17 protein-coding genes are annotated in these 17,553 nt (G+C 66.7%); 8 read left to right on the top strand and 9 right to left on the bottom strand.

All coding sequences use genetic code 11. The features are described from left to right. Positions 1 to 174: 174 nt before the first annotated feature. Together ACQCSW_RS16335 and ACQCSW_RS16330 are read left to right on the top strand one after the other, a co-directional pair. The gene (locus ACQCSW_RS16335) at positions 175 to 342 is read left to right on the top strand and encodes a hypothetical protein (RefSeq protein WP_426987517.1); all 168 of its coding nucleotides are present in this window, start codon (positions 175 to 177) and stop codon (positions 340 to 342) included. A 26-nt stretch (positions 343 to 368) separates the two neighbouring features. Beyond that, positions 369 to 1,838 (top strand): glycoside hydrolase family 32 protein, encoded by a 1,470-nt coding sequence (locus ACQCSW_RS16330; RefSeq protein ID WP_426987515.1) that lies wholly within the window; start codon positions 369 to 371, stop codon positions 1,836 to 1,838. An 8-nt stretch (positions 1,839 to 1,846) separates the two neighbouring features. Here ACQCSW_RS16330 and ACQCSW_RS16325 read toward each other — a convergent pair whose 3' ends face one another. The 4 genes from ACQCSW_RS16325 to ACQCSW_RS16310 form a co-directional block, all read right to left on the bottom strand. Next, the gene (locus ACQCSW_RS16325; protein ID WP_426987513.1) at positions 1,847 to 2,911 is read right to left on the bottom strand and encodes a LacI family DNA-binding transcriptional regulator; all 1,065 of its coding nucleotides are present in this window, start codon (positions 2,909 to 2,911) and stop codon (positions 1,847 to 1,849) included. 144 nt (positions 2,912 to 3,055) lie between these two features. Further along, a complete protein-coding gene (locus ACQCSW_RS16320) occupies positions 3,056 to 4,234 on the bottom strand; it encodes an MFS transporter (protein WP_426987511.1) in 1,179 nt (392 codons plus the stop codon). Positions 4,235 to 4,374: 140 nt separating this feature from the next. Beyond that, positions 4,375 to 4,881, bottom strand: a complete 507-nt coding sequence (locus tag ACQCSW_RS16315) for an SRPBCC family protein (protein ID WP_426987509.1) — start codon at positions 4,879 to 4,881, stop codon at positions 4,375 to 4,377. A 14-nt stretch (positions 4,882 to 4,895) separates the two neighbouring features. Continuing rightward, entirely contained in the window at positions 4,896 to 5,240 is a 345-nt protein-coding gene (locus tag ACQCSW_RS16310; protein WP_426987507.1) for an ArsR/SmtB family transcription factor, read from the bottom strand. Between the two features lie 405 nt (positions 5,241 to 5,645). Here ACQCSW_RS16310 and ACQCSW_RS16305 point away from each other — a divergent pair, with 405 nt between their 5' ends. Both ACQCSW_RS16305 and ACQCSW_RS16300 read left to right on the top strand, forming a co-directional pair. Further along, on the top strand, positions 5,646 to 5,915 hold the full coding sequence (locus ACQCSW_RS16305) for an ANTAR domain-containing protein (protein ID WP_426987505.1): 270 nt from the start codon (positions 5,646 to 5,648) through the stop codon (positions 5,913 to 5,915). A 30-nt stretch (positions 5,916 to 5,945) separates the two neighbouring features. Further along, positions 5,946 to 6,347 carry an Hpt domain-containing protein gene (locus ACQCSW_RS16300; protein WP_426987503.1) on the top strand — a complete coding sequence of 134 codons (402 nt, stop codon included), beginning with the start codon at positions 5,946 to 5,948 and terminating at the stop codon, positions 6,345 to 6,347. 71 nt (positions 6,348 to 6,418) lie between these two features. Here the strand turns inward: ACQCSW_RS16300 and ACQCSW_RS16295 are convergent, their stop codons facing one another. Then, positions 6,419 to 6,829, bottom strand: coding sequence for a DUF6855 family protein (locus tag ACQCSW_RS16295; RefSeq protein ID WP_426990719.1), 411 nt, complete (start codon positions 6,827 to 6,829; stop codon positions 6,419 to 6,421). Between the two features lie 195 nt (positions 6,830 to 7,024). Here ACQCSW_RS16295 and ACQCSW_RS16290 point away from each other — a divergent pair, with 195 nt between their 5' ends. From ACQCSW_RS16290 to menD, 4 genes are all read left to right on the top strand, one after another. Next, a complete protein-coding gene (locus ACQCSW_RS16290; protein ID WP_426987501.1) occupies positions 7,025 to 8,041 on the top strand; it encodes a magnesium and cobalt transport protein CorA in 1,017 nt (338 codons plus the stop codon). A gap of 20 nt (positions 8,042 to 8,061) precedes the next feature. After that, positions 8,062 to 9,063 (top strand): o-succinylbenzoate synthase, encoded by a 1,002-nt coding sequence (locus ACQCSW_RS16285; RefSeq protein ID WP_426987499.1) that lies wholly within the window; start codon positions 8,062 to 8,064, stop codon positions 9,061 to 9,063. Positions 9,064 to 9,147: 84 nt separating this feature from the next. Continuing rightward, positions 9,148 to 11,217 carry a PhoX family protein gene (locus ACQCSW_RS16280; RefSeq protein ID WP_426987497.1) on the top strand — a complete coding sequence of 690 codons (2,070 nt, stop codon included), beginning with the start codon at positions 9,148 to 9,150 and terminating at the stop codon, positions 11,215 to 11,217. A 139-nt stretch (positions 11,218 to 11,356) separates the two neighbouring features. Next, on the top strand, positions 11,357 to 13,060 hold the full coding sequence (gene menD / locus ACQCSW_RS16275; RefSeq protein ID WP_426987495.1) for a 2-succinyl-5-enolpyruvyl-6-hydroxy-3-cyclohexene-1-carboxylic-acid synthase: 1,704 nt from the start codon (positions 11,357 to 11,359) through the stop codon (positions 13,058 to 13,060). 89 nt (positions 13,061 to 13,149) lie between these two features. Here menD and ACQCSW_RS16270 read toward each other — a convergent pair whose 3' ends face one another. The 4 genes from ACQCSW_RS16270 to ACQCSW_RS16255 form a co-directional block, all read right to left on the bottom strand. Further along, positions 13,150 to 13,926: an amino acid ABC transporter ATP-binding protein gene (locus tag ACQCSW_RS16270; protein ID WP_160673510.1), complete on the bottom strand. Its 777-nt coding sequence runs from the start codon at positions 13,924 to 13,926 to the stop codon at positions 13,150 to 13,152. Continuing rightward, positions 13,923 to 14,888 carry an amino acid ABC transporter permease gene (locus tag ACQCSW_RS16265; protein ID WP_426990718.1) on the bottom strand — a complete coding sequence of 322 codons (966 nt, stop codon included), beginning with the start codon at positions 14,886 to 14,888 and terminating at the stop codon, positions 13,923 to 13,925. The genes ACQCSW_RS16270 and ACQCSW_RS16265 overlap by 4 nt, the downstream gene beginning before the upstream one ends. 23 nt (positions 14,889 to 14,911) lie before the next feature. After that, on the bottom strand, positions 14,912 to 15,865 hold the full coding sequence (locus ACQCSW_RS16260) for an ABC transporter substrate-binding protein (RefSeq protein ID WP_426987493.1): 954 nt from the start codon (positions 15,863 to 15,865) through the stop codon (positions 14,912 to 14,914). 246 nt (positions 15,866 to 16,111) lie between these two features. Continuing rightward, on the bottom strand, positions 16,112 to 17,524 hold the full coding sequence (locus tag ACQCSW_RS16255) for an isochorismate synthase (RefSeq protein ID WP_426987491.1): 1,413 nt from the start codon (positions 17,522 to 17,524) through the stop codon (positions 16,112 to 16,114). Between the last annotated feature and the right edge of the window lie 29 nt (positions 17,525 to 17,553).

Here is a 17,553-nt window from a genome sequence, read left to right as displayed (position 1 = left end):
AAAACTGGGAGGACTCGCACGGTTGCCTCGTGGCCCGCGCTGACCTAACTGCGTAACTTTTGCGGCGTGCACCGAGGGCGGGCCGGTGAGGACGCCAGCCGGCCAAATGTGACACTTGACACGTGTTAGGCCGGCGTTCTAAGCTACCTCACACGTGTTAAGAAGGACATTGACATGACCGGTGCCACAACTGGCCGCCTGCGTGAAATCTCACGCCGGACCGCCCTGGGTGCCCTGGGAGCAGGAATTATGGGAGCAACGGTGGCGTCGTGGCCCCGGCTCTCCGGAACCGATATTCCCGGGCGGGGCGACAACGGCCTCACCGCCGGCAGCGGCAAATAACCTCCACTTCTGAAAGGATTATCTCCATGTCATCCCCGGACCTCGCCGCCGCCGACTTCGCCCGCCTCGCCGCCGCCCACCCCGACCCCGCGTTCCCGCACTTCCACCCCCGCCCCGCCCAGGGCTGGATCAACGACCCCAACGGCATCAGCCACCTTAACGGCCGCTACCACGTCTTCTTCCAGTACAACCCTGCGTCCGCCCGGCACCATAAGATCGCTTGGGGCCACCTCAGCTCGGCGGACCTGGTCCGCTGGGAGGGACACCCCGTGGCGCTCCGCCCCCAGGACGGCGGGCCGGACGAGTACGGCTGCTGGACCGGTGTGGTGACGGACGACGGCGGTGTCCCCACCGCCGCGTACTCCGGCGTCCGCGGCGACGGCGGACACTCCCAGGTGGTCATCTCCCGCGGCTCGGCGGACCTCATCGAGTGGTCCCAGGACGGGCACGTTGCCGCGTCAATGCCGGCCGACCCCATGGTCACGGCGGTCCGCGACCCCTTCATCTTCCGCTTCAACGGCAAGCGCTACGCCGTGCAAGGCGCCGGGCTGGCCTCCGGCCACGCGGCGCTCCTGCTTTACTCGGTGGAGGACCTGTCCGACTGGAAGTACCAGGGCATCTGGCTCACGTCGGGAAACCCGATCGCTGCTGCTCAGACGCCGGCCGAGATCTGGGAGTGCCCGCAGCTGGTGCGGGTGCCGTCCGCTTCCGGCGGGGACGCGTGGGTGATGATGTTTTCGCTGTGGCTCTCCGGCGACGACCACGAGCACGCCAACGGGGTAGGCCACCTCATCGGCTCCCTGACCGAGGACCCTGCCACCGGCCTCCCTGTGTTCTTCCCGGAGACCGGCGGAAAGTCTGACCTGGGCCGCGACTTCTACGCGCCGCAGATCGTGCAGCTTGCGGACACCTTATCCGGTCCCGGAGCTGCCGGTGGTCCCGGCGCTTCGGAGCCCAAGGCGCTGCTGTGGGGCTGGGCCAATGAAGGGCCGGGGCGGGACGGCCGCCGGGGCCGCAGCCAGGCCGAGATCGACGCCGCGGGCTGGGCCGGGGTGCTCACCCATCCGCGAATTCTGTCCGTGGTGGACGGTTCCCTGGCGGTGGCACCCGCGCCGGAGATGGATGCCTACCGTGGCGCGCAACTGGCTTCGCAGGTTGCCGGGAGCGTTGAGCTGCCGCTGTATGCCGAGGCCGTTGTGAGCGGTGGGCCGGCAGCGCTGGCCGCGGACGCCGTCGTCGAACTTTCCCTGGTGGCTGTTGGATCAACGGACGCTGGAGCCGACTCCCCGGCGGAGGGCGGTCAAGTGGTGTTCAGCGGGGCGCTGGCCGCGGGGGAGGAGCTGCGGGTGTTTGTGGACGCGTCCCTGGTGGAGGTGTACCGGAGCGGTACGGTGGCCACCACGCTGCGCGCCTATCCGGCGCCCGGCGAGCGGTGGCTGCTGCGGCTTCCCGAGGGTGCGGCTGCGGACGTTTGGCAGCTGGAACAGCCTCAGTAGGGCGCGGGTCAGGCCCGGCCGGCGGGGACCTGGCCGGTTGACTCGCGCACAACGAGCCGGCAGGGGACCAGCGTCTGGCCGGGGGCGTCGTCGTCGTCGTTATCCTCCGGTTCCTCCGACAATTCCCGGAGGAGCCCGGTCATGGCGGCGGCGCCCATCTCCCGCAGCGGGAGGGCCATGGTGGTGAGCGCCGGGACCATGGTGGAGGCGATCCGGAATTCGTCGTCGTAGCCCATGATGGAGAGGTCCTGCGGGATGGCCAGGCCCAGCCGGTTGGCCGCGAGCACCACGCCGATCGCAAGGCGGTCGTTCGCGCACACGATCGCGGTGGGCCGTTCCGGCGCAGCCACGCCGTCCAGGAGCTTCATGGCGCCGTGGAACCCGGCATCGATGTCCCAGCCCACCTGGAGGATCCGGCCCGGCCGCACCGGCAACCCGGCGGCTTCAAGGGCGTCCCGGTGACCCTGGATCCGGCGCGGGGCGGCGGGCGTGATGCTGTCACCGGCGAGGAACGCGATGTCCCGGTGGCCAAGCTCCAGCAAGTGCGTTGCCGCCTCCCGGCCGCCGCGGACCTCATCCGGAATGACGGCGGGAACGCCTGCCTCGGGACGGTCATCGAAGCAGTTGGCCAGCACCGACGGCACGCGCAGCATGTTGAGCGGGACGTGCAGGGGGCGCAGTCCCACGGTGACATACATCAGCCCGTCCACCTGGCGGTCCAGCAGCGTGGCCACCGCACTTTCGTCACGGGTCTCGTCCAGCTCCGTATCCATCACCACGGTGACAAAACCCTGGGACCTGGCCACGGCGTCCGCGCCGGCAATGATGTTGCCGTCGAACGGGCTGGTGACCACCTGGTCCGAGACGATCCCGATGATCCGCGACCGGCGGTTCCGCAGGCTCACGGCGATGGCGTTGGGCGTGTAGTTCAGCGTGGCCGCCGCTTCACGGATCCGGGCCTGGCTCTCCTTGGCCACATTCCCGTCGCCGCGCCCGTTCAGGACCAGCGACACCGCGCTGCGGGACACCCCGGCGAGCTTGGCGACGTCGAGTGCTGTGGCTTTGCGGTTCATGCTGTGCTTACCTCCGGCGTGCGGTATTTCCTGCAGTCTACCTAACGCGTGTGAGGTGTGCCCGGACCTATCTGTGGCGGCGCCCTCACCCCACTGGTAGCAGCAGGTGTCGTTTTGGGGGCTCAAAACGACACCTGCTGCTACCTACGTGGGCGGGGAGGGTGCGTCCGGGAGGCGCGGGAGGCTGGCTGCCGCGACCAGCAGGGCCAGGGCGCCGAGGCCAAGCGGCAGGGCGGTGAGGGTGGCGATGCCGCCCACGAGCAGCGGCCCGCCGGCGTCGCCGAGTTCGCGGCCGAGCTCCGCCGAACCCATGGTCCGGCCCATGCGCTCCGGCGGCGTGGTGTCGGCCAGATGCGCGAAGCCGAGCGGTGTTGCCAGGCCAACTCCCGCCCCAATGGCTGCCGCGGCAATGAACAGCGTGACCGGACCCGGGATGAGCGCCAGGAGTGCGACGCCCGTGGCGGTAAGGAGGAGTCCCGCCGTCGTCCCTCGGTTATCGCTGATGCGGTGAGCGTCACGCAGCTTGCCGATCCAGGGCTGGGTGAGCACCGAGGTGATGGCCAGTACACTGACCGCGGCCGTGCCGGCAACCGGGCCAAGGCCGTGCCGGGTGGCCAGGGCGGGAACGAATCCGATCGCCGCGCCGAGCGCTCCCGTCGAGGCCGCCAGCACCAGCGTAGGAACCAGGAAGCGCCGCTCGGTGACCTGACGGGCAAGGTCGAGAACGGTGTATCGCTGCCGGGGGAGTGGCGCCAGATGGGGAACGGACACCAGCACCCACACGGCAGTGGCCGCCGCCAGCACCGAGAGGGCCCCGAACAGCAGGGCAAACCCGCCCGTGAGGATCAGGGCCGCCCCCAGCAGCGGGCCGATGACGTAGCCCAGGCTCTTCCACGAACCGTACCGGCCGAAATAGGTCCCGGCCTTCTTGCCCGCCGCCAGCCGCGCAACCATCGCGGACGACGCCGGCGAGAAGGCCGAAGCCGCGGCGCCCTGCCCCAGCCGTGCCAGTCCAAGCATCAGGGGATCCGCCGCCCAGAGGCCGAACAGCGACAGCACCGCAAAGGCCAGGAGGCCGCCGACGACGACGGGCTTGGTCCCGATCCGGTCGCTCAGGGCCCCGAAGACGGGCTTGAGGAAGACCTCGGACACGTCGTAGAGGGCGAGCATGATGCCCAGGTTGAGCAGCGTCAGGCCGATGTTCTCGCTCTGCGCGCCCAGGCCCGCGGCGATGCTGTGGGCGCCGAACGCGGTGACGAACCCGGCCGCGTACAGGGGAGCGGTAGACACCCGGGCGTTGACCACCTGTGCCGGGGCGCTCACGGGTGCACGTCGAACCAGGACGCATGCTTCAGGGAAATCACACCGCAAAGTGTAACAACCGCCCAACTGAGTAGCAGCAGATGTCGTTTTGGAGGCTCACAACGACATGTGCTGCTACTTACTTGTGGGAGAGGCGCGCCTCAGGCGAGGGACGCCGCCAGCTCCTCGATGATCTCGAACTGTTCGCGCACGCCGCCTTCCATGCCGGACTGCGCAATCATGTCCCGGACTTCCTTGCTGCCCGCGTCGGTGCGGATCCGCACGGTGGTAGCGCCGCCGTCGGCCTCGTCAAATGTGACTGTATTGAGCACGGCGCCCTCCTCGCTGTCCGGCGCGGTGCCCGGCATCTCCATGACTTCCGTGTGGACGATCCGCTCGTTGGGCACAATCTCGCGGTACGTCCCGTGGAAGGCGACGTCGAATTCGCCATGCGCCATCATGACGTACCGCCACGCGCCGCCCACGCGGAAGTCCATTGCCGCCACGGTCATCTCACCCCGACGGCCGGGCCACCATTTCTTGACGAGCTCCGGCGTGGTCCAGGCCCGGTAGACGAGGTGCCGGGGTGCGTTGAGGGTCCGCGTGATCAGGATTTCCGTGTCGCTGGGGAACGTCACGTCCATGGTGCTGCTGCTTGCCTGTGCCATTGTCCTGCTCCTTTTCAGTGCTCTTCTTTGAGGTCCTCCAGCACGTCCTCCAGGACGTCCTCCAGGAGGTTGAAGCGCTCCTCCCAGAGGTGCTGGTAGCTGGCCACCCAGTCGTGGATGGGCTTGAGGGCTTGCGGATTGAGCCGGTAGAGCCGCTGCCGGCCTTCGTCACGCACGACGACGGCACCTACCTCGCGCAGGACCCGCAAGTGCCGTGATACGTGCGGCTGCGCCAGGCCCAGGAGGTCCACCAGCTCGTTGACCGGGCGCTCGCCTTGGGTGAGGGCGTCCAGGATTTCCCGACGGCGGGGCTCAGCCACCGCGTTGAACGCATCTGCCGTTGTTGCCGCCCGTGCCATACCGCGATTATATACCCATATGGATATGCATTGGAAGGATCATCTGCTCCGAGTGTCGTTGAGTCCGAAAAACGAGTACACACTACGCATGCTTTCCATCTCCCCTTCCATGTAGCGTCGATTGAGGATCCTGCGGGACGTCGAGTACGTCGGCTTTGGGGGTGGCCATGAGTTTGGAGTTACGCGCGCACCACCGTGTCCGGTCCGGGGCGGGCCAGCCCGGCGAGGCCGACTCCCTGTGTGGGAAAAGTGGGCTCACGCCTGAGAGTGAAGCCGCCGAGGCAGCATCTTCCGGGTTTCTGTTGGATTTCCGCGCAGTCAGCGAGGAAGTGGTGACGGACCGGTCTCGCAGGCATTGGCTGGGAAATTGGCCATTATCGCCAACGACTATTCCAGGGATACTCGATGGCCCGGGTACTGGCGTCCGCTCCGGGATGCCAGCTACCGATCGGTGGTGTCTGTGCCGCTTCCGCTGGAACCGGGAGGCTCCGCAGCCGGACCTCAATCGACGTGGCCTGCGGGGTAATCATGGGGCAGAACCAGTGCTCCTATGAGGAGGCCTTCAACATTCTCGCTACGGCCTCCAGCCACCGAAACATCAAGGTCCGGGTGCTGGCGGAATCCCTTCTGGAGGATCTGTCAGGGGGAACCCCGTCAACGCATTTCAAGGGATAGGTCATAGCCCCGTCTAGCGGAAGGACAGTCATGGCGCAGGACGAGCACATCGATGTGCCCCTTCTGGATCAGGCAGTGCTGGAAAGGCTGCGGACAGAGCTCGAGGAAGATGACGGTGTGTGGAAGGTCTTCGTGCAGAACTTCATCGAGCACCTGCCTCACAGGACTGACAAGCTGCGGCTGACCCTGACCACCGGGGACCTGACCGGTGCGATGGATGCGGTCCTGAGCCTCAAGACTTCCAGTCAGATGGTAGGCGCGGAGCGCCTGGCCGAACTTGCCATGGACCTGGAACGGGCCCTTCGCCACGAGAGCATCGACATTGAGCCTGCCCGGGTGCTGCCGAGGCTGGCAGCGGACCGCCTGCGTCAGATCATTCGCTGCGCCCGGCAGACCACATATCTCCTGCAGAAGTACCTGCACTCCGGGTGAGGCCGTGACTGTTGAGTGTCCGGTTGCAAGCTGCCGTCAAGGCCTCCACCCTAGGGTTCGGGCGCGAAAGGTCAGGGTTTCGGCAGGGCCCGTACTGTGTTGTTCCGCTTCTCGTGCGTGAGTTCGGCTAGGCCCAGGGCTTCCAGGAGCGGCGGGAGATACATCCCAAGCCGGCCGCGATAGCCCTTCCGCAGCCCGTACCAGCCGCCCACGGGGTTGGCCGGGTCCCGGCCCCAGGCCTCGACGCTGTCCTCCGGCGCGGGCTTACTTTCATCGGCAGCCCCCAGCGGAACCCAGTCACCTTGCTCGAGCAGCCACGAGTGGAGGTCCTCAACGGCCTGAAGATGGTACTTCAACGTGGTCGAGCCCACCTGGCAGACCAGCGTCGGAGGGTCCGCGTCAGGATCCCGGTACATCGTGTACTCAGATGATCCCGGAGCCGTCACCAGCTCCCAAGGATCAGCCTTCGTTCCTTCCGCCACGACCATACCCACCTTCTTGGATTCCACCTGGAACTCCAGCCTAGGGGCAGCAACACAACGCGTAAACAGCGGGCCAACGCTGCCACCTCAGTGGGGGTGCCGCTTCCTCGACGCCCGCCTGCCCGCACTGCTGGACGGCTGGGAGTCGGAAAGGAACACTGGGGTCAAGCGACGTTCTGACAGGAAGGGCTGGCCATGACCATCATCGATAACGCGGTGTACGTGGACGGGGTCAGGACGGCGGACCCCGAAGGCCTGGACGAGACGTACTTCGTCCTGAGACAGCGCGAAGGAATGGCGTGGATCGGACTGTACCGCCCGGACCCCGAGGAACTCAGGTCGGTGGCCGAGGAATTCGACCTGAGCCCCCTCGCGGTGGAGGACGCCCTGGCCGGACACCAGCGGGCCAAGCTGGAGCACTACGGTGAATGCGTCTTCCTGGTGCTCCGCCCCGCCCGCTACCTCGACGATGTGGAGAAAGTGGACTTTGGCGAGATCCACGTTTTTGTCGGCGCCGATTATGTGATCACCGTCCGCCACGCCGAATCGCCGGACCTGGCAAGGGTGCGCCACCGGATGGAGTCCACACCGGAGTTCCTCGCTTTGGGCCCGGACGCCGTGCTGTACGGGATCCTGGACCAGGTGGTGGACGAGTACGAACCAGTGGCCGCGGGGCTGGAGAACGATGTGGACGAGATCGAGGACGAACTCTTCGGCGCCGATCCGGACGTGTCGCGCCGGATCTACGAGCTCTCCCGCCAGGTCATCACCTTTCAGCGCGCTACCAGTCCGTTAGTTGGCATACTCCAGGCCCTCACGGCCGGAACGCCGGAGCGCGAACCGGGTCCCGAGCTGCAGGACCACTTCCGCGACGTATTGGACCACGTGATCCGGCTGAATGAACGGGTGGCGTCCTTCCGCGCACTGCTGCAGAACGCCCTAGCTGTCAATGCGGCGTTAGTGGCGCAGCGGCAGAACGACGAAATGCGCAGGCTCACCGAATCCAGCTTCGCCCAAAGCGAGCAGGTGAAACGCATTTCGTCGTGGGCGGCCATCCTGTTTGCTCCCACGCTGGTGGGCACCATTTATGGCATGAATTTCACCAGCATGCCCGAGCTGAATTGGGTTTTCGGCTACCCATTTGCCCTGGGCCTGATGGTTGCCATGGGGCTGGGGCTCTACTGGACCTTCAGACACAACAAGTGGATTTAGCGTGCTTGTACAGTGAATCCATGCCCGCCACCTTCCCCTCCCTGGACGAACTGCTCGCCACCGCGCATGTGGTCAGCCTGCCCATGCGGGTGAAGTTCCGCGGCATCATGGAACGCGAAACCCTGCTGCTGCGCGGCCCGCTCGGCTGGGGCGAGTTCTGCCCGTTCCCCGAATACGCTGACGCCGAGGCCTCCCGCTGGCTCGCCGCCACCATCGAGGCCGGCTGGCACGGCTTCCCTTCACCGGTCCGTTCGGTGATCCCCGTCAACGCCACCGTTCCGGCCGTCTCCGCTGACCGGGTACCCGAAGTCCTGGCACGGTTCGGCCGGGTGGACGCCGTCAAGATCAAGGTTGCCGAGCACGGGCAGACGCTCGACGACGACGCCGCCCGGGTTGCCGCCGTCCGTGCCGCACTGCCCGACGCCGCCATCCGCGTCGACGCCAACGGCGGTTGGGACGTACCCACCGCGGTGTCGGCACTCAACCGGCTCGCCGCCGTCGGGCTTGAATACGCCGAGCAGCCGGTGCCCACCATCGAGGGGCTCGCCGAGGTACGCCGCCAGCTGCGCGCCGCCGGAACGCCGGTGCTGATTGCGGCCGACGAAAGCGTGCGCAAGGAATCCGATCCCCTCAAGGTGGCGCGGGCCGGCGCGGCGGATCTGCTGGTTGTTAAGGTCGCGCCGCTCGGGGGAGTGCGCCGCGCGCTGGACATCGTGGCGCAGGCCGGGCTCCCCGCCGTCGTCAGTTCGGCGCTGGACACCTCCGTGGGCATCCGCGCCGGGCTGGCTTTGGCGGCTGCCCTGCCCCAGTTGCCTTACGCGTGCGGGCTGGGGACGGTGTCACTGTTCGCCTCGGATATCACGCTGGATCCGTTAGTGGCCGACGACGGCGCCATCCGCCTCCGCGAGGTCGCCGCCGACGCTGGGCTGCTGGAGCAGTATGCGGCTTCCGCGGACCGCCGGGACTGGTGGCTGGACCGGCTCCGACGGGTCTACGCGTTTCTGCAGGTCACCCCCGGTTAACCCGAACTTCAACCTGCGGACGGCTGGGCGTCGGAACCGGCTGACAGGGTGGCCGGGACCCGATCGTAAATTTGGAGGCACCCCTTGTCTGAAACGACAGCCCGCAAGTTCACCCTGCTGCCCATGCTCGGCCACACCAAGGGCAAGCGCAGCGCCGTCACCTGCGCCTTGAAGTGCGACAATGCCTGCGCCGGCGATGTCTGCAACACCAGCTCCAACAGCTACTTCCGCGACATCGCGTCCGCCACGATGTCCCGCCGCGCCGCCCTGGGCTTCGGCGCTGCCGGTGCCCTCGCCGTCGTACTCGGCAGTGCCGTTACCTCCGCGGAACCGGCAGTTGCCGGCGGTCTGTCCAAGGCAGCGAAGGAAGGCTTCGGCAAGTCCAAGCTGCAGTTCACGGCCATCCCGCCCGTGGATGCTGCGGTCGATGCCGTCACCGTCCCCGAAGGTTTCACCTGGCAACCGGTGATCCGCTGGGGTGACCCGATCTTCCACGGCACGCCGGACTTCGATCTGGACAACCAGACGGCCGCCGCGCAGGAGAAGCAGTTCGGTTACAACAACGACTACTCGGACATCCTCGAGATCCCTGACACCAAGGGCCGCCGCGCGGTGCTGTTCGCGAACCACGAATACACCAATGAGAGCATCATGTTCCCGGCCACCATGCCGGCTGCCGAGATGCGGGCCGTGGGCCAGGCTGCGCACGGCCTCTCCGTGGTCGAGCTTGAGCGCAAGAACACCACCAAGCCGTGGAGCTACGTCAAGGGCGCTGAACTGAACCGCCGCTTCCTGAACAGCACGGTCTATGAACTGACCGGCCCGGTCGCAGGTTCCTCGCTCGTGAGGACCGTCGCGGACCCCAGCGGCCGCTCGATCAAGGGCACGCTGGGCAACTGTTCCGGCGGCACCACCCCGTGGGGCACCATCCTGTCCGGCGAGGAGAACTTCAACGGCTACTTCGTTTCGCCGGGCACGTCCGCTGAAGACAAGCGCTACGGCCTGACCACCAAACCTACGGTCCGCCAGTGGGAAATTGACGACAAGCGGTTCGACACCCGCAACGAAGGCTACGCGAACGAATCCAACCGCTTCGGCTGGATCGTTGAAGTTGACCCCTTCGACCCCACCTCGACCCCAAGGAAGCACTCCGCGCTGGGCCGCTTCAAGCACGAGGGCGCCAATGTGATCGTGGCGGACTCCGGACATGTGGTGGCCTACATGGGCGACGACGAGCGCTTCGACTACCTGTACAAGTTCGTCTCGAAGGACAAGTACATCGAGGGTAACCGCAAGCACAACATGAACCTGCTCTCGGCGGGCGATCTGTATGTTGCCAAGTTCACGGGCAATTCGCCTGCTGCCGAAATCACCGGCACCGGAGCCGTTCCGACCGACGGTTCGTTCGACGGCACCGGCGAATGGCTGCCGCTGGTGGTGGACGGTGTTTCCATGGTGAAGGACATGACCCTGGAGCAGGTCCTGGTCTACACCCGCCTCGCCGCGGACAAGGTGGGCCCCACCAAGATGGACCGCTGCGAAGATGTTCAGCCCAGCCTGCTCACCGGCAAGGTCTACGTTGCGTGCACCAACAACTCGGACCGCGGCAAGGCCGGCAAGGAAGGCGCTACCGAGATCAACCCGCGCAACGAGAACCGCGACGGCCACATCGTGGAAATCACCGAAACCGGCGACCAGACCTCCACACTGTTCACGTGGAACCTGCTGATGGTCTGCGGCGATCCGGCCCAGGGCGACGTCACCTACTTCTCCGGGTTCCCGGTGGACCAGGTCTCGCCTATCTCCTGCCCGGACAACCTCGCGTTCGACTCAGTGGGCAACCTCTGGATCTCCACCGACGGCGCCCCGTCCGGGATCAAGAAGGCCGACGGCCTGTTCAAGGTCACCGTGGAGGGACCCGAACGCGGCAAGGTGGAGCAGTTCCTGGCCCTGCCGCGCGAAGCTGAAACCTGTGGGCCCATCATTCACGACGAGGAGCGCAACGTGTTCGTCTCCGTGCAGCACCCGGGCGAGGAGGGCTCGTTCGCGGACCAGCACTCCTTCTTCCCGGACTACGTTCCGGCAGGCGCGACGCCGGCACCCGGCCAGGCGAGCGCGCCCCGTCCGTCCGTGATCCAGGTTTTCCGCAGCTGAGTTAGCTTCCTCCCACCCCTCCCGACGCTCTCCCACTCGTTGCTCTATCACTTTTGGTCCCTTTTCCGGTCTTTTAGGGACTGTAAGTGATAGAGCAACGCCGGGAGGTGGGAGCGTCCGGGGGTGGCAGACTGGTTCGGTGACTTCTGAGACTTCCCCGGACACCCTGAACTCCCTCGCCGCCGCGCGGATCGCCGTCGACGCCCTGATCGACGGCGGCGTCCAGTACGTGGTGGTCTCGCCCGGCTCGCGCTCGGCCCCCATGGCCTACGCCCTCGCCGAGGCCGAAACGGCTGGCCGCGTGGACCTCCTGGTCCGGATCGACGAACGCAGCGCGGGCTTTACGGCCCTTGGCCTTGCCCTGTGCACCGGCTCCCCGGCGGCCGTCCTCACCACGTCAGGCACCGCCGTCGGGAATCTCATGCCCGCCGTCATGGAGGCCAACCACGCGGCCGTTCCGCTGGTGGTGGTGTCCGCGGACCGGCCCGAAGAGCTGCAGGGGACCGGCGCCAACCAGACCACCATCCAGCTGGACCTGTTCGGTGAACACGTACGGTTCGCCGCCGACGTCCCGGCCGGCACCAGCCCGCTGCGCGCGGTGGAAACGGCACTGGCTGCGGCCACCGGCGCATTTTCCGACCTCGCGCCCGGGCCCGTCCAGCTGAACTTGGCGTTCCGAGACCCGCTGGTTCCCGGGCCGGGGGAGGGGCTTCCGCCGGCGGCCGGGCATCCCAGATTCCGGATCGGTACCGACCCGCTCACCATGAACCTGCCGCCCGCCGCCGGGTCGCTGGAGGAAAGGCGCACCGTGGTGCTGGCAGGGCACGACGCCGGGCCCGTCGCCGAGGCGTTTGCCCGCGCGAACGGCCTGCCGCTGCTCGCGGAACCGTCCTCAAACGCCCGCTTCGGCCCCAACGCCGTGGGCCCGTACCGCCTGCTGCTGGAACACTTCGGACCGACGGCGGCACAGCCCATCGAACGGGTGGTGATGTTCGGCCGGCCCACGCTGTCCCGGCCGGTTGCCGCACTTCTGGAGCGGGCCGACGTGCCGTCCGCGCTGTACCAGCCCGTCCCTGTGGCCTGGTACCAGCCCGGCCGGCGCACGGAACTACCGCTGGAGAACCTCGCCGACCTCGCGGATTTCGCAGGCCGTGGCCCGTCCGACTGGCTGGATACCTGGCTGCTGGCCGGTGCCGCGGCGCAGCACGCGCTCGACGGCGTCCTGGCCGCCGAGCCGGCCGCCACCGGACCATCCGTGGGTGCCCAGGTCTGGCAGCACGCCCGCGGCCAGTTGATGCTCGGCTCCTCCAACGGCATCCGCGACGTTGATCTGGCCGGCCTGCCCGCCGCCGAGCCCTTGGCAACGGTGTACGCCAACCGCGGCCTCGCCGGGATAGACGGCACCATCTCCACCGCCACCGGAATCGCCCTCGGAGGCCGCCAGGACACCACGCTTCTGCTGGGTGACGTCACCTTCCTGCACGACGCCGGCGGGCTGCTCCTCGGTTCCGGCGAGGTTCAGCCGCCGCTCCGGATCGTGGTGCTGAACGACGCTGGCGGTGCCATCTTCGATCTGCTGGAGCACGGGGCTGTGCGTGAATCGGGACGCTACACGGACGCCGTCGAACGACTCTTCGGCACCCCCCACACCGTGGACATCGCGGCACTCGCCGCAGGGTACGGCGTCGGGCACTGCTCGGTAAGTACGACGGCGGGTCTCGCCGAAGCGCTCGCCCAGCGCATCGTGGGGCGCAGCATCATCGAAGTCCGCACGGACCGGGTTGGCCTCCGCGCCCTGCACGCCCGCATCAAAGCCGCCGTGGCAGCCGCGGTCGCCCTTTAAGAAGCAACGCGGGGTCACTTACGGCCCATCATGTACTGCACAATGGGCCGTAAGTGACCCCGCGTTGCTTGAGTCAGAGGTTGGTTGGATCAGAGGACCCGGCTCAGGAACTCCTTGGTGCGGGCGTGCTGCGGGTTGGCCAGAACTTCCCGGGGATCGCCCGATTCGACCACAACGCCGCCGTCCATGAAGGTCAGGCGGTCGCCCACTTCGCGGGCGAAGCCGATCTCATGGGTCACCACAATCATGGTCATGCCGGACTTGGCGAGGTCCTTCATCACGTTCAGGACGTCGCCCACGAGCTCGGGATCCAACGCCGACGTGGGCTCGTCGAAGAGCATAAGTTCCGGGTCCATGGCCAGCGCACGGGCAATGGCCACGCGCTGCTGCTGGCCGCCGGAAAGCTGCGACGGATAGTGGTCGGCGCGGTCCGCAAGGCCCACCCGGTCCAGCAGTTCCATTGCCCTCTTCCGTGCGGCAGCCCGGGACTGGCCCTTGACCTGCATGGGCGCTTCCATGATGTTGTACAGGGCCGTCTTGTGCGGAAACAGGTTGAACCGCTGGAACACCATGCCGATCTCGCGGCGCTGGGCCGCGATTTCCTTGGTTTTCAGGTCGTGGAGCCGGCCGTTGACCTCGCGGTAGCCGATCAGGTTGCCACCCACGGAAATGCGCCCGGCACTGATGGTCTCCAGCAGGTTCACGCAGCGCAGCATGGTGGATTTGCCCGAACCGGACGGCCCGATCACCACGGACACCTCACCCTGGTTGACGGTCAGGTCGATGCCGCGCAGCACATGGTGGTGGCCGTAGTACTTGTGCAGGCCGTCGATCTTCACCAGCGGTTTCTCGGCGGTGATGGTCATTTTTCCTCCTCCTCGGGGAAGTCCATCCGCAGTGCGGGCTCGGCGCTGGCGCTCGGAGCCACGGCTGCGGCGGCCTTGGCAGCTGCCGGGTTCACGGCTGCGGGAGCCAGGTTGTCCACACCCCTCCCGTAGTAGTCCTCGATAAAGTGCTGGCCCACCATCAGCAGGCTGGTGATCACCAGGTACCAGATGGCCGCCACGATCAGCAGCGGTACAGGCAGATAGGTCCGGTTTGCCAGTGTATTGGTGGCGAACGTCAGGTCCAGCGTGAACGGCACAGCCAGGACCAGGGATGTGGTCTTCAGCATGCCGATGGTCTCGTTGCCGGTGGGTGGAACAATGACGCGCATGGCCTGCGGCAGGATGATCCGCCACATGATCTTGGTCTTCCCCATGCCCAGGGCCTCGGCGGCCTCCATCTGGCCCCGGTCAACGGACTTCAGGCCTGCCCGGAAGATCTCGGCCAGATAGGCCGACTCGTTCAGGCCCAGGCCCAGGATCGCGGCAGCGAGTGCCGTGACCACGGTGCTGGTGTCCAGGCTGAACAGCTCGGGCCCAAAGGGGACTCCCGCGCTGATCTTCGGGTACAGGACGGACACCAGGCCCCAGAAGATCAGCTGGGTGTACACGGGCGTGCCCCGGAAGAACCAGACCCACGCCCAGCTGGACCAGCGGAACACCGGGTTGTCCGACTGGCGCATGAACGCCAGCAGGATCGCCAGCACAATGGCCAGGACCATTGACGCCACGGTCAGCAGCAGTGTCCAGCCAACGCCCTGGACCACTTTGGTGTCCAGGATGTAGGTGCCCACGATGTCCCAGCGGAAGTTGGGGTTGGTCACCAGGCTCTGCAGGAACAGGACCAGGACCCCGAGGATGATGATGGCGCTGATCCAGCGGCCGGGGTGCCGCACGGGTACTGCTTTATTCAGTACCGGTGCTTCGTGCTGGTGGTGTTCCATTGCTTTGTCAGTTGTGGGAATGCTCAAGAGACGGCCTGGTTGATTTCCGACTTGGTGATGGCGCCGTCGGCGTTACCCCAGCCGTCCAGGATCTTCTTGTAGGAGCCGTCCGCGATGAGCTTGGTGACCGTCTTCTGGATCACGTCTGCCAAAGCGGTGTCCGACTTCGCCACGGCGATGCCCTGCGGCGCGGCGTCGTAGACGTCGCCAAGCCGTTCCAGCTGGCCGTTCGTCTGGGACAGGGCGTAGCCGATGATGGGGGAGTCCGCCGCCATGGCGTCGATGCTGCCGTTGACCAGCCGGGTGGTGACATCTGTCTGGTTCTTCAGCGTGATGATGTCGATGGCCTTCTTGCCGGCGTCGGTGCACTTCTTGTTGCGGGCGGACAGGTCCGGATCTTCCTGGACGGTGCCGGTCTGGACGCCGATCGACTTGCCGCAGACGTCATCCATGGAGAACTTCTTGGGGTTGCCCTTCTGGACGGCCCATGCAGTGCCGGCGTTGAAGTAGCTGACGAAGTTTACGGCCGCAAGCCGCTCAGGGTTGATCGTGAAGGAGGAGATGCCCAGGTCGTACTTCGGGCCGAGGGCGGGGAGAATGCCGGTGAATTCGGCGGTCTGCACCTGGACCTTCAGGCCAAGGGTGGCGCCGATCGCCTTGGCGATGTCGACGTCGTAACCCACTGCCGTCTGGCCGTCCGCGCCGAGGAATTCCGCCGGGGCGTAAGAGGTGTCAGAACCCACGGTCAGGGTTCCCTTGGACTTGATTGCCGCCGGAACCATCGCGGCCAGCGAATCATCCTTGGTGATGGTTGACGGGTCGAAGCTGGCTTTGGCACTGCCGGACTCCGTCGACGCACCGCCGGGCGTGGCATTCTGCGACGCGTTGGTGCAGGCGGAGAGCGCGAGGGCGCCGATGGCGAGGACAGTCATGGCCTTGAGCTTGGAGGTGCCCGGAGGCTTGCGGGAGATCAGCATATTCTTACCTTTTGTTGCTGGAGGGATTTTTTCTGAGCGGCTAATAGTGTACAGCCGGAAACGAGATGTGCGTCACAGGTAACTTTGTTTCACTATTGGATAACTTTGTGCCCCGAAACGCAAGGGTATTTCGTGGGTGAGTATCTGGGATTTCAGACGCCCCGCCAATGTAGCTCGCATTTGTTGTCGTGAAAGCGCGGTTTCACGACGTTAAGTGCCAGTTAGTTGGGTGGGGGGATGGCGGCCTTAGTTGGAAATCCCCAGCGACTCCAGCATCGGCCGGAACTTCGCCCAGGTCTCGGCCAGCTCGGCCTCCGGCTGGGATCCGTCAACTATGCCGCAACCGGCATATAACCGCACGGTATGAGGATCCTCAATCACGGCTCCGCGCAGCGCGATGCCCCACTCGCCATTCCCCGCCGCATCCAGCCAGCCGACGGGTCCCGCGTACGGGCCGCGGTCCAGGTGTTCAAGCTTTCGGATCAGGGCGCCGGCCACCAGCGTGGGCGTGCCGCAGACGGCGGCCGTTGGATGCAGTGCGTTGATCAGGGCGAGGCACGTGGGCACATGGCCCTCCACCTCGGCCAACTCCGCCTTCACGTCCGACGCGAGGTGCCACACGTTCGGCAACTCCAAAATGAAAGGCTCGTCGTGCGCATTCATGGCCTCGGAAAACGGTGCCAGCTGCGACGTCAGCGACTGGATCGCGATCTCGTGCTCATGCCGCTGCTTCTCGGACCCGGCCAGTACCCGCTCGGCATAGTCCATGGGAATCCCGGCCTCGCCGTGCGCATCGCGGCGGTCCAGCGTCCCGGCCAGCACGCGCGCCTGGGCAGTGCGGCCCTCCACCTGGATCAGCATCTCCGGGGTGGCGCCCACCAGCCCGTCCACGCCATACGTCCAGCATTCGCGGTACCGCACGGCGAGCTCGCGCAGCACCTGCGCGGCGTTCACGCCCGACGGCACCGTGGCCACAATGTCCCGTGCCAACACCAGTTTCTCCAGCGCGCCGGTCCGGATCTCCGCCACACCCGCGGCCACGGCGGCCATCCAGTCTTCCTCGCTGAGCGAGCCGGTGTGCAGGGTGGCCCCGTCGGCGGAAGGCAAAGGACGCACGACGGCGCCGTCCTCCTTCGAGGTGAGGGCGCCGGACGTGCCGTCCCCGGCGCTGCCGGACTCACCAATGAGGTCGGCCTCACCAATGGTGCCGGCCTCACCGGCAACGCTGCCACCGCTGAGCCAGCCCGCCAGGGCGGCGAGTGCGCCCGCTTCGGTGAGTTCGCCGTCGTCGAACGTTAACTGGGTGAGCCAGTACTGGCCGTCCCGGACGCCCACGACGATCTCCGGCACGATCAGCCGCGATACGTGGGTGGATTTCTTGGAAAACGCGAAGGAGCCGAAGGCTATCGGGCCGGTGCCGGGCAGCTCCAGTGAGTCGGTGATGTCCGCTTCGAGGACCAGGTGGCGCCACCAGATGTCGGCCTCGAGGAAGCGCTCAGGGCCGGTGGCCGTGAAGCGGGCGATCTCGCCGAACCCCACGAGGCCGGCTTCGCGGCGGGTCCAGCAGAGGACGTCGTCCCGGACCAGAAACTGCGGAAGTCCGCCGGCGGATGCGTTGCCATCCAGGGGGACTGTGAGGGTGCGGAACGTGCTCGTCATGATGAGACAACATTACTCCCGCGTATGCG

It is taken from the genome of Pseudarthrobacter sp. Y6 (genome assembly GCF_050156205.1).
Lineage (GTDB): Bacteria > Actinomycetota > Actinomycetes > Actinomycetales > Micrococcaceae > Arthrobacter.
Note: the sequence above shows the minus strand (reverse complement) of the source record. Positions and strands in the feature narration are given on the sequence as shown.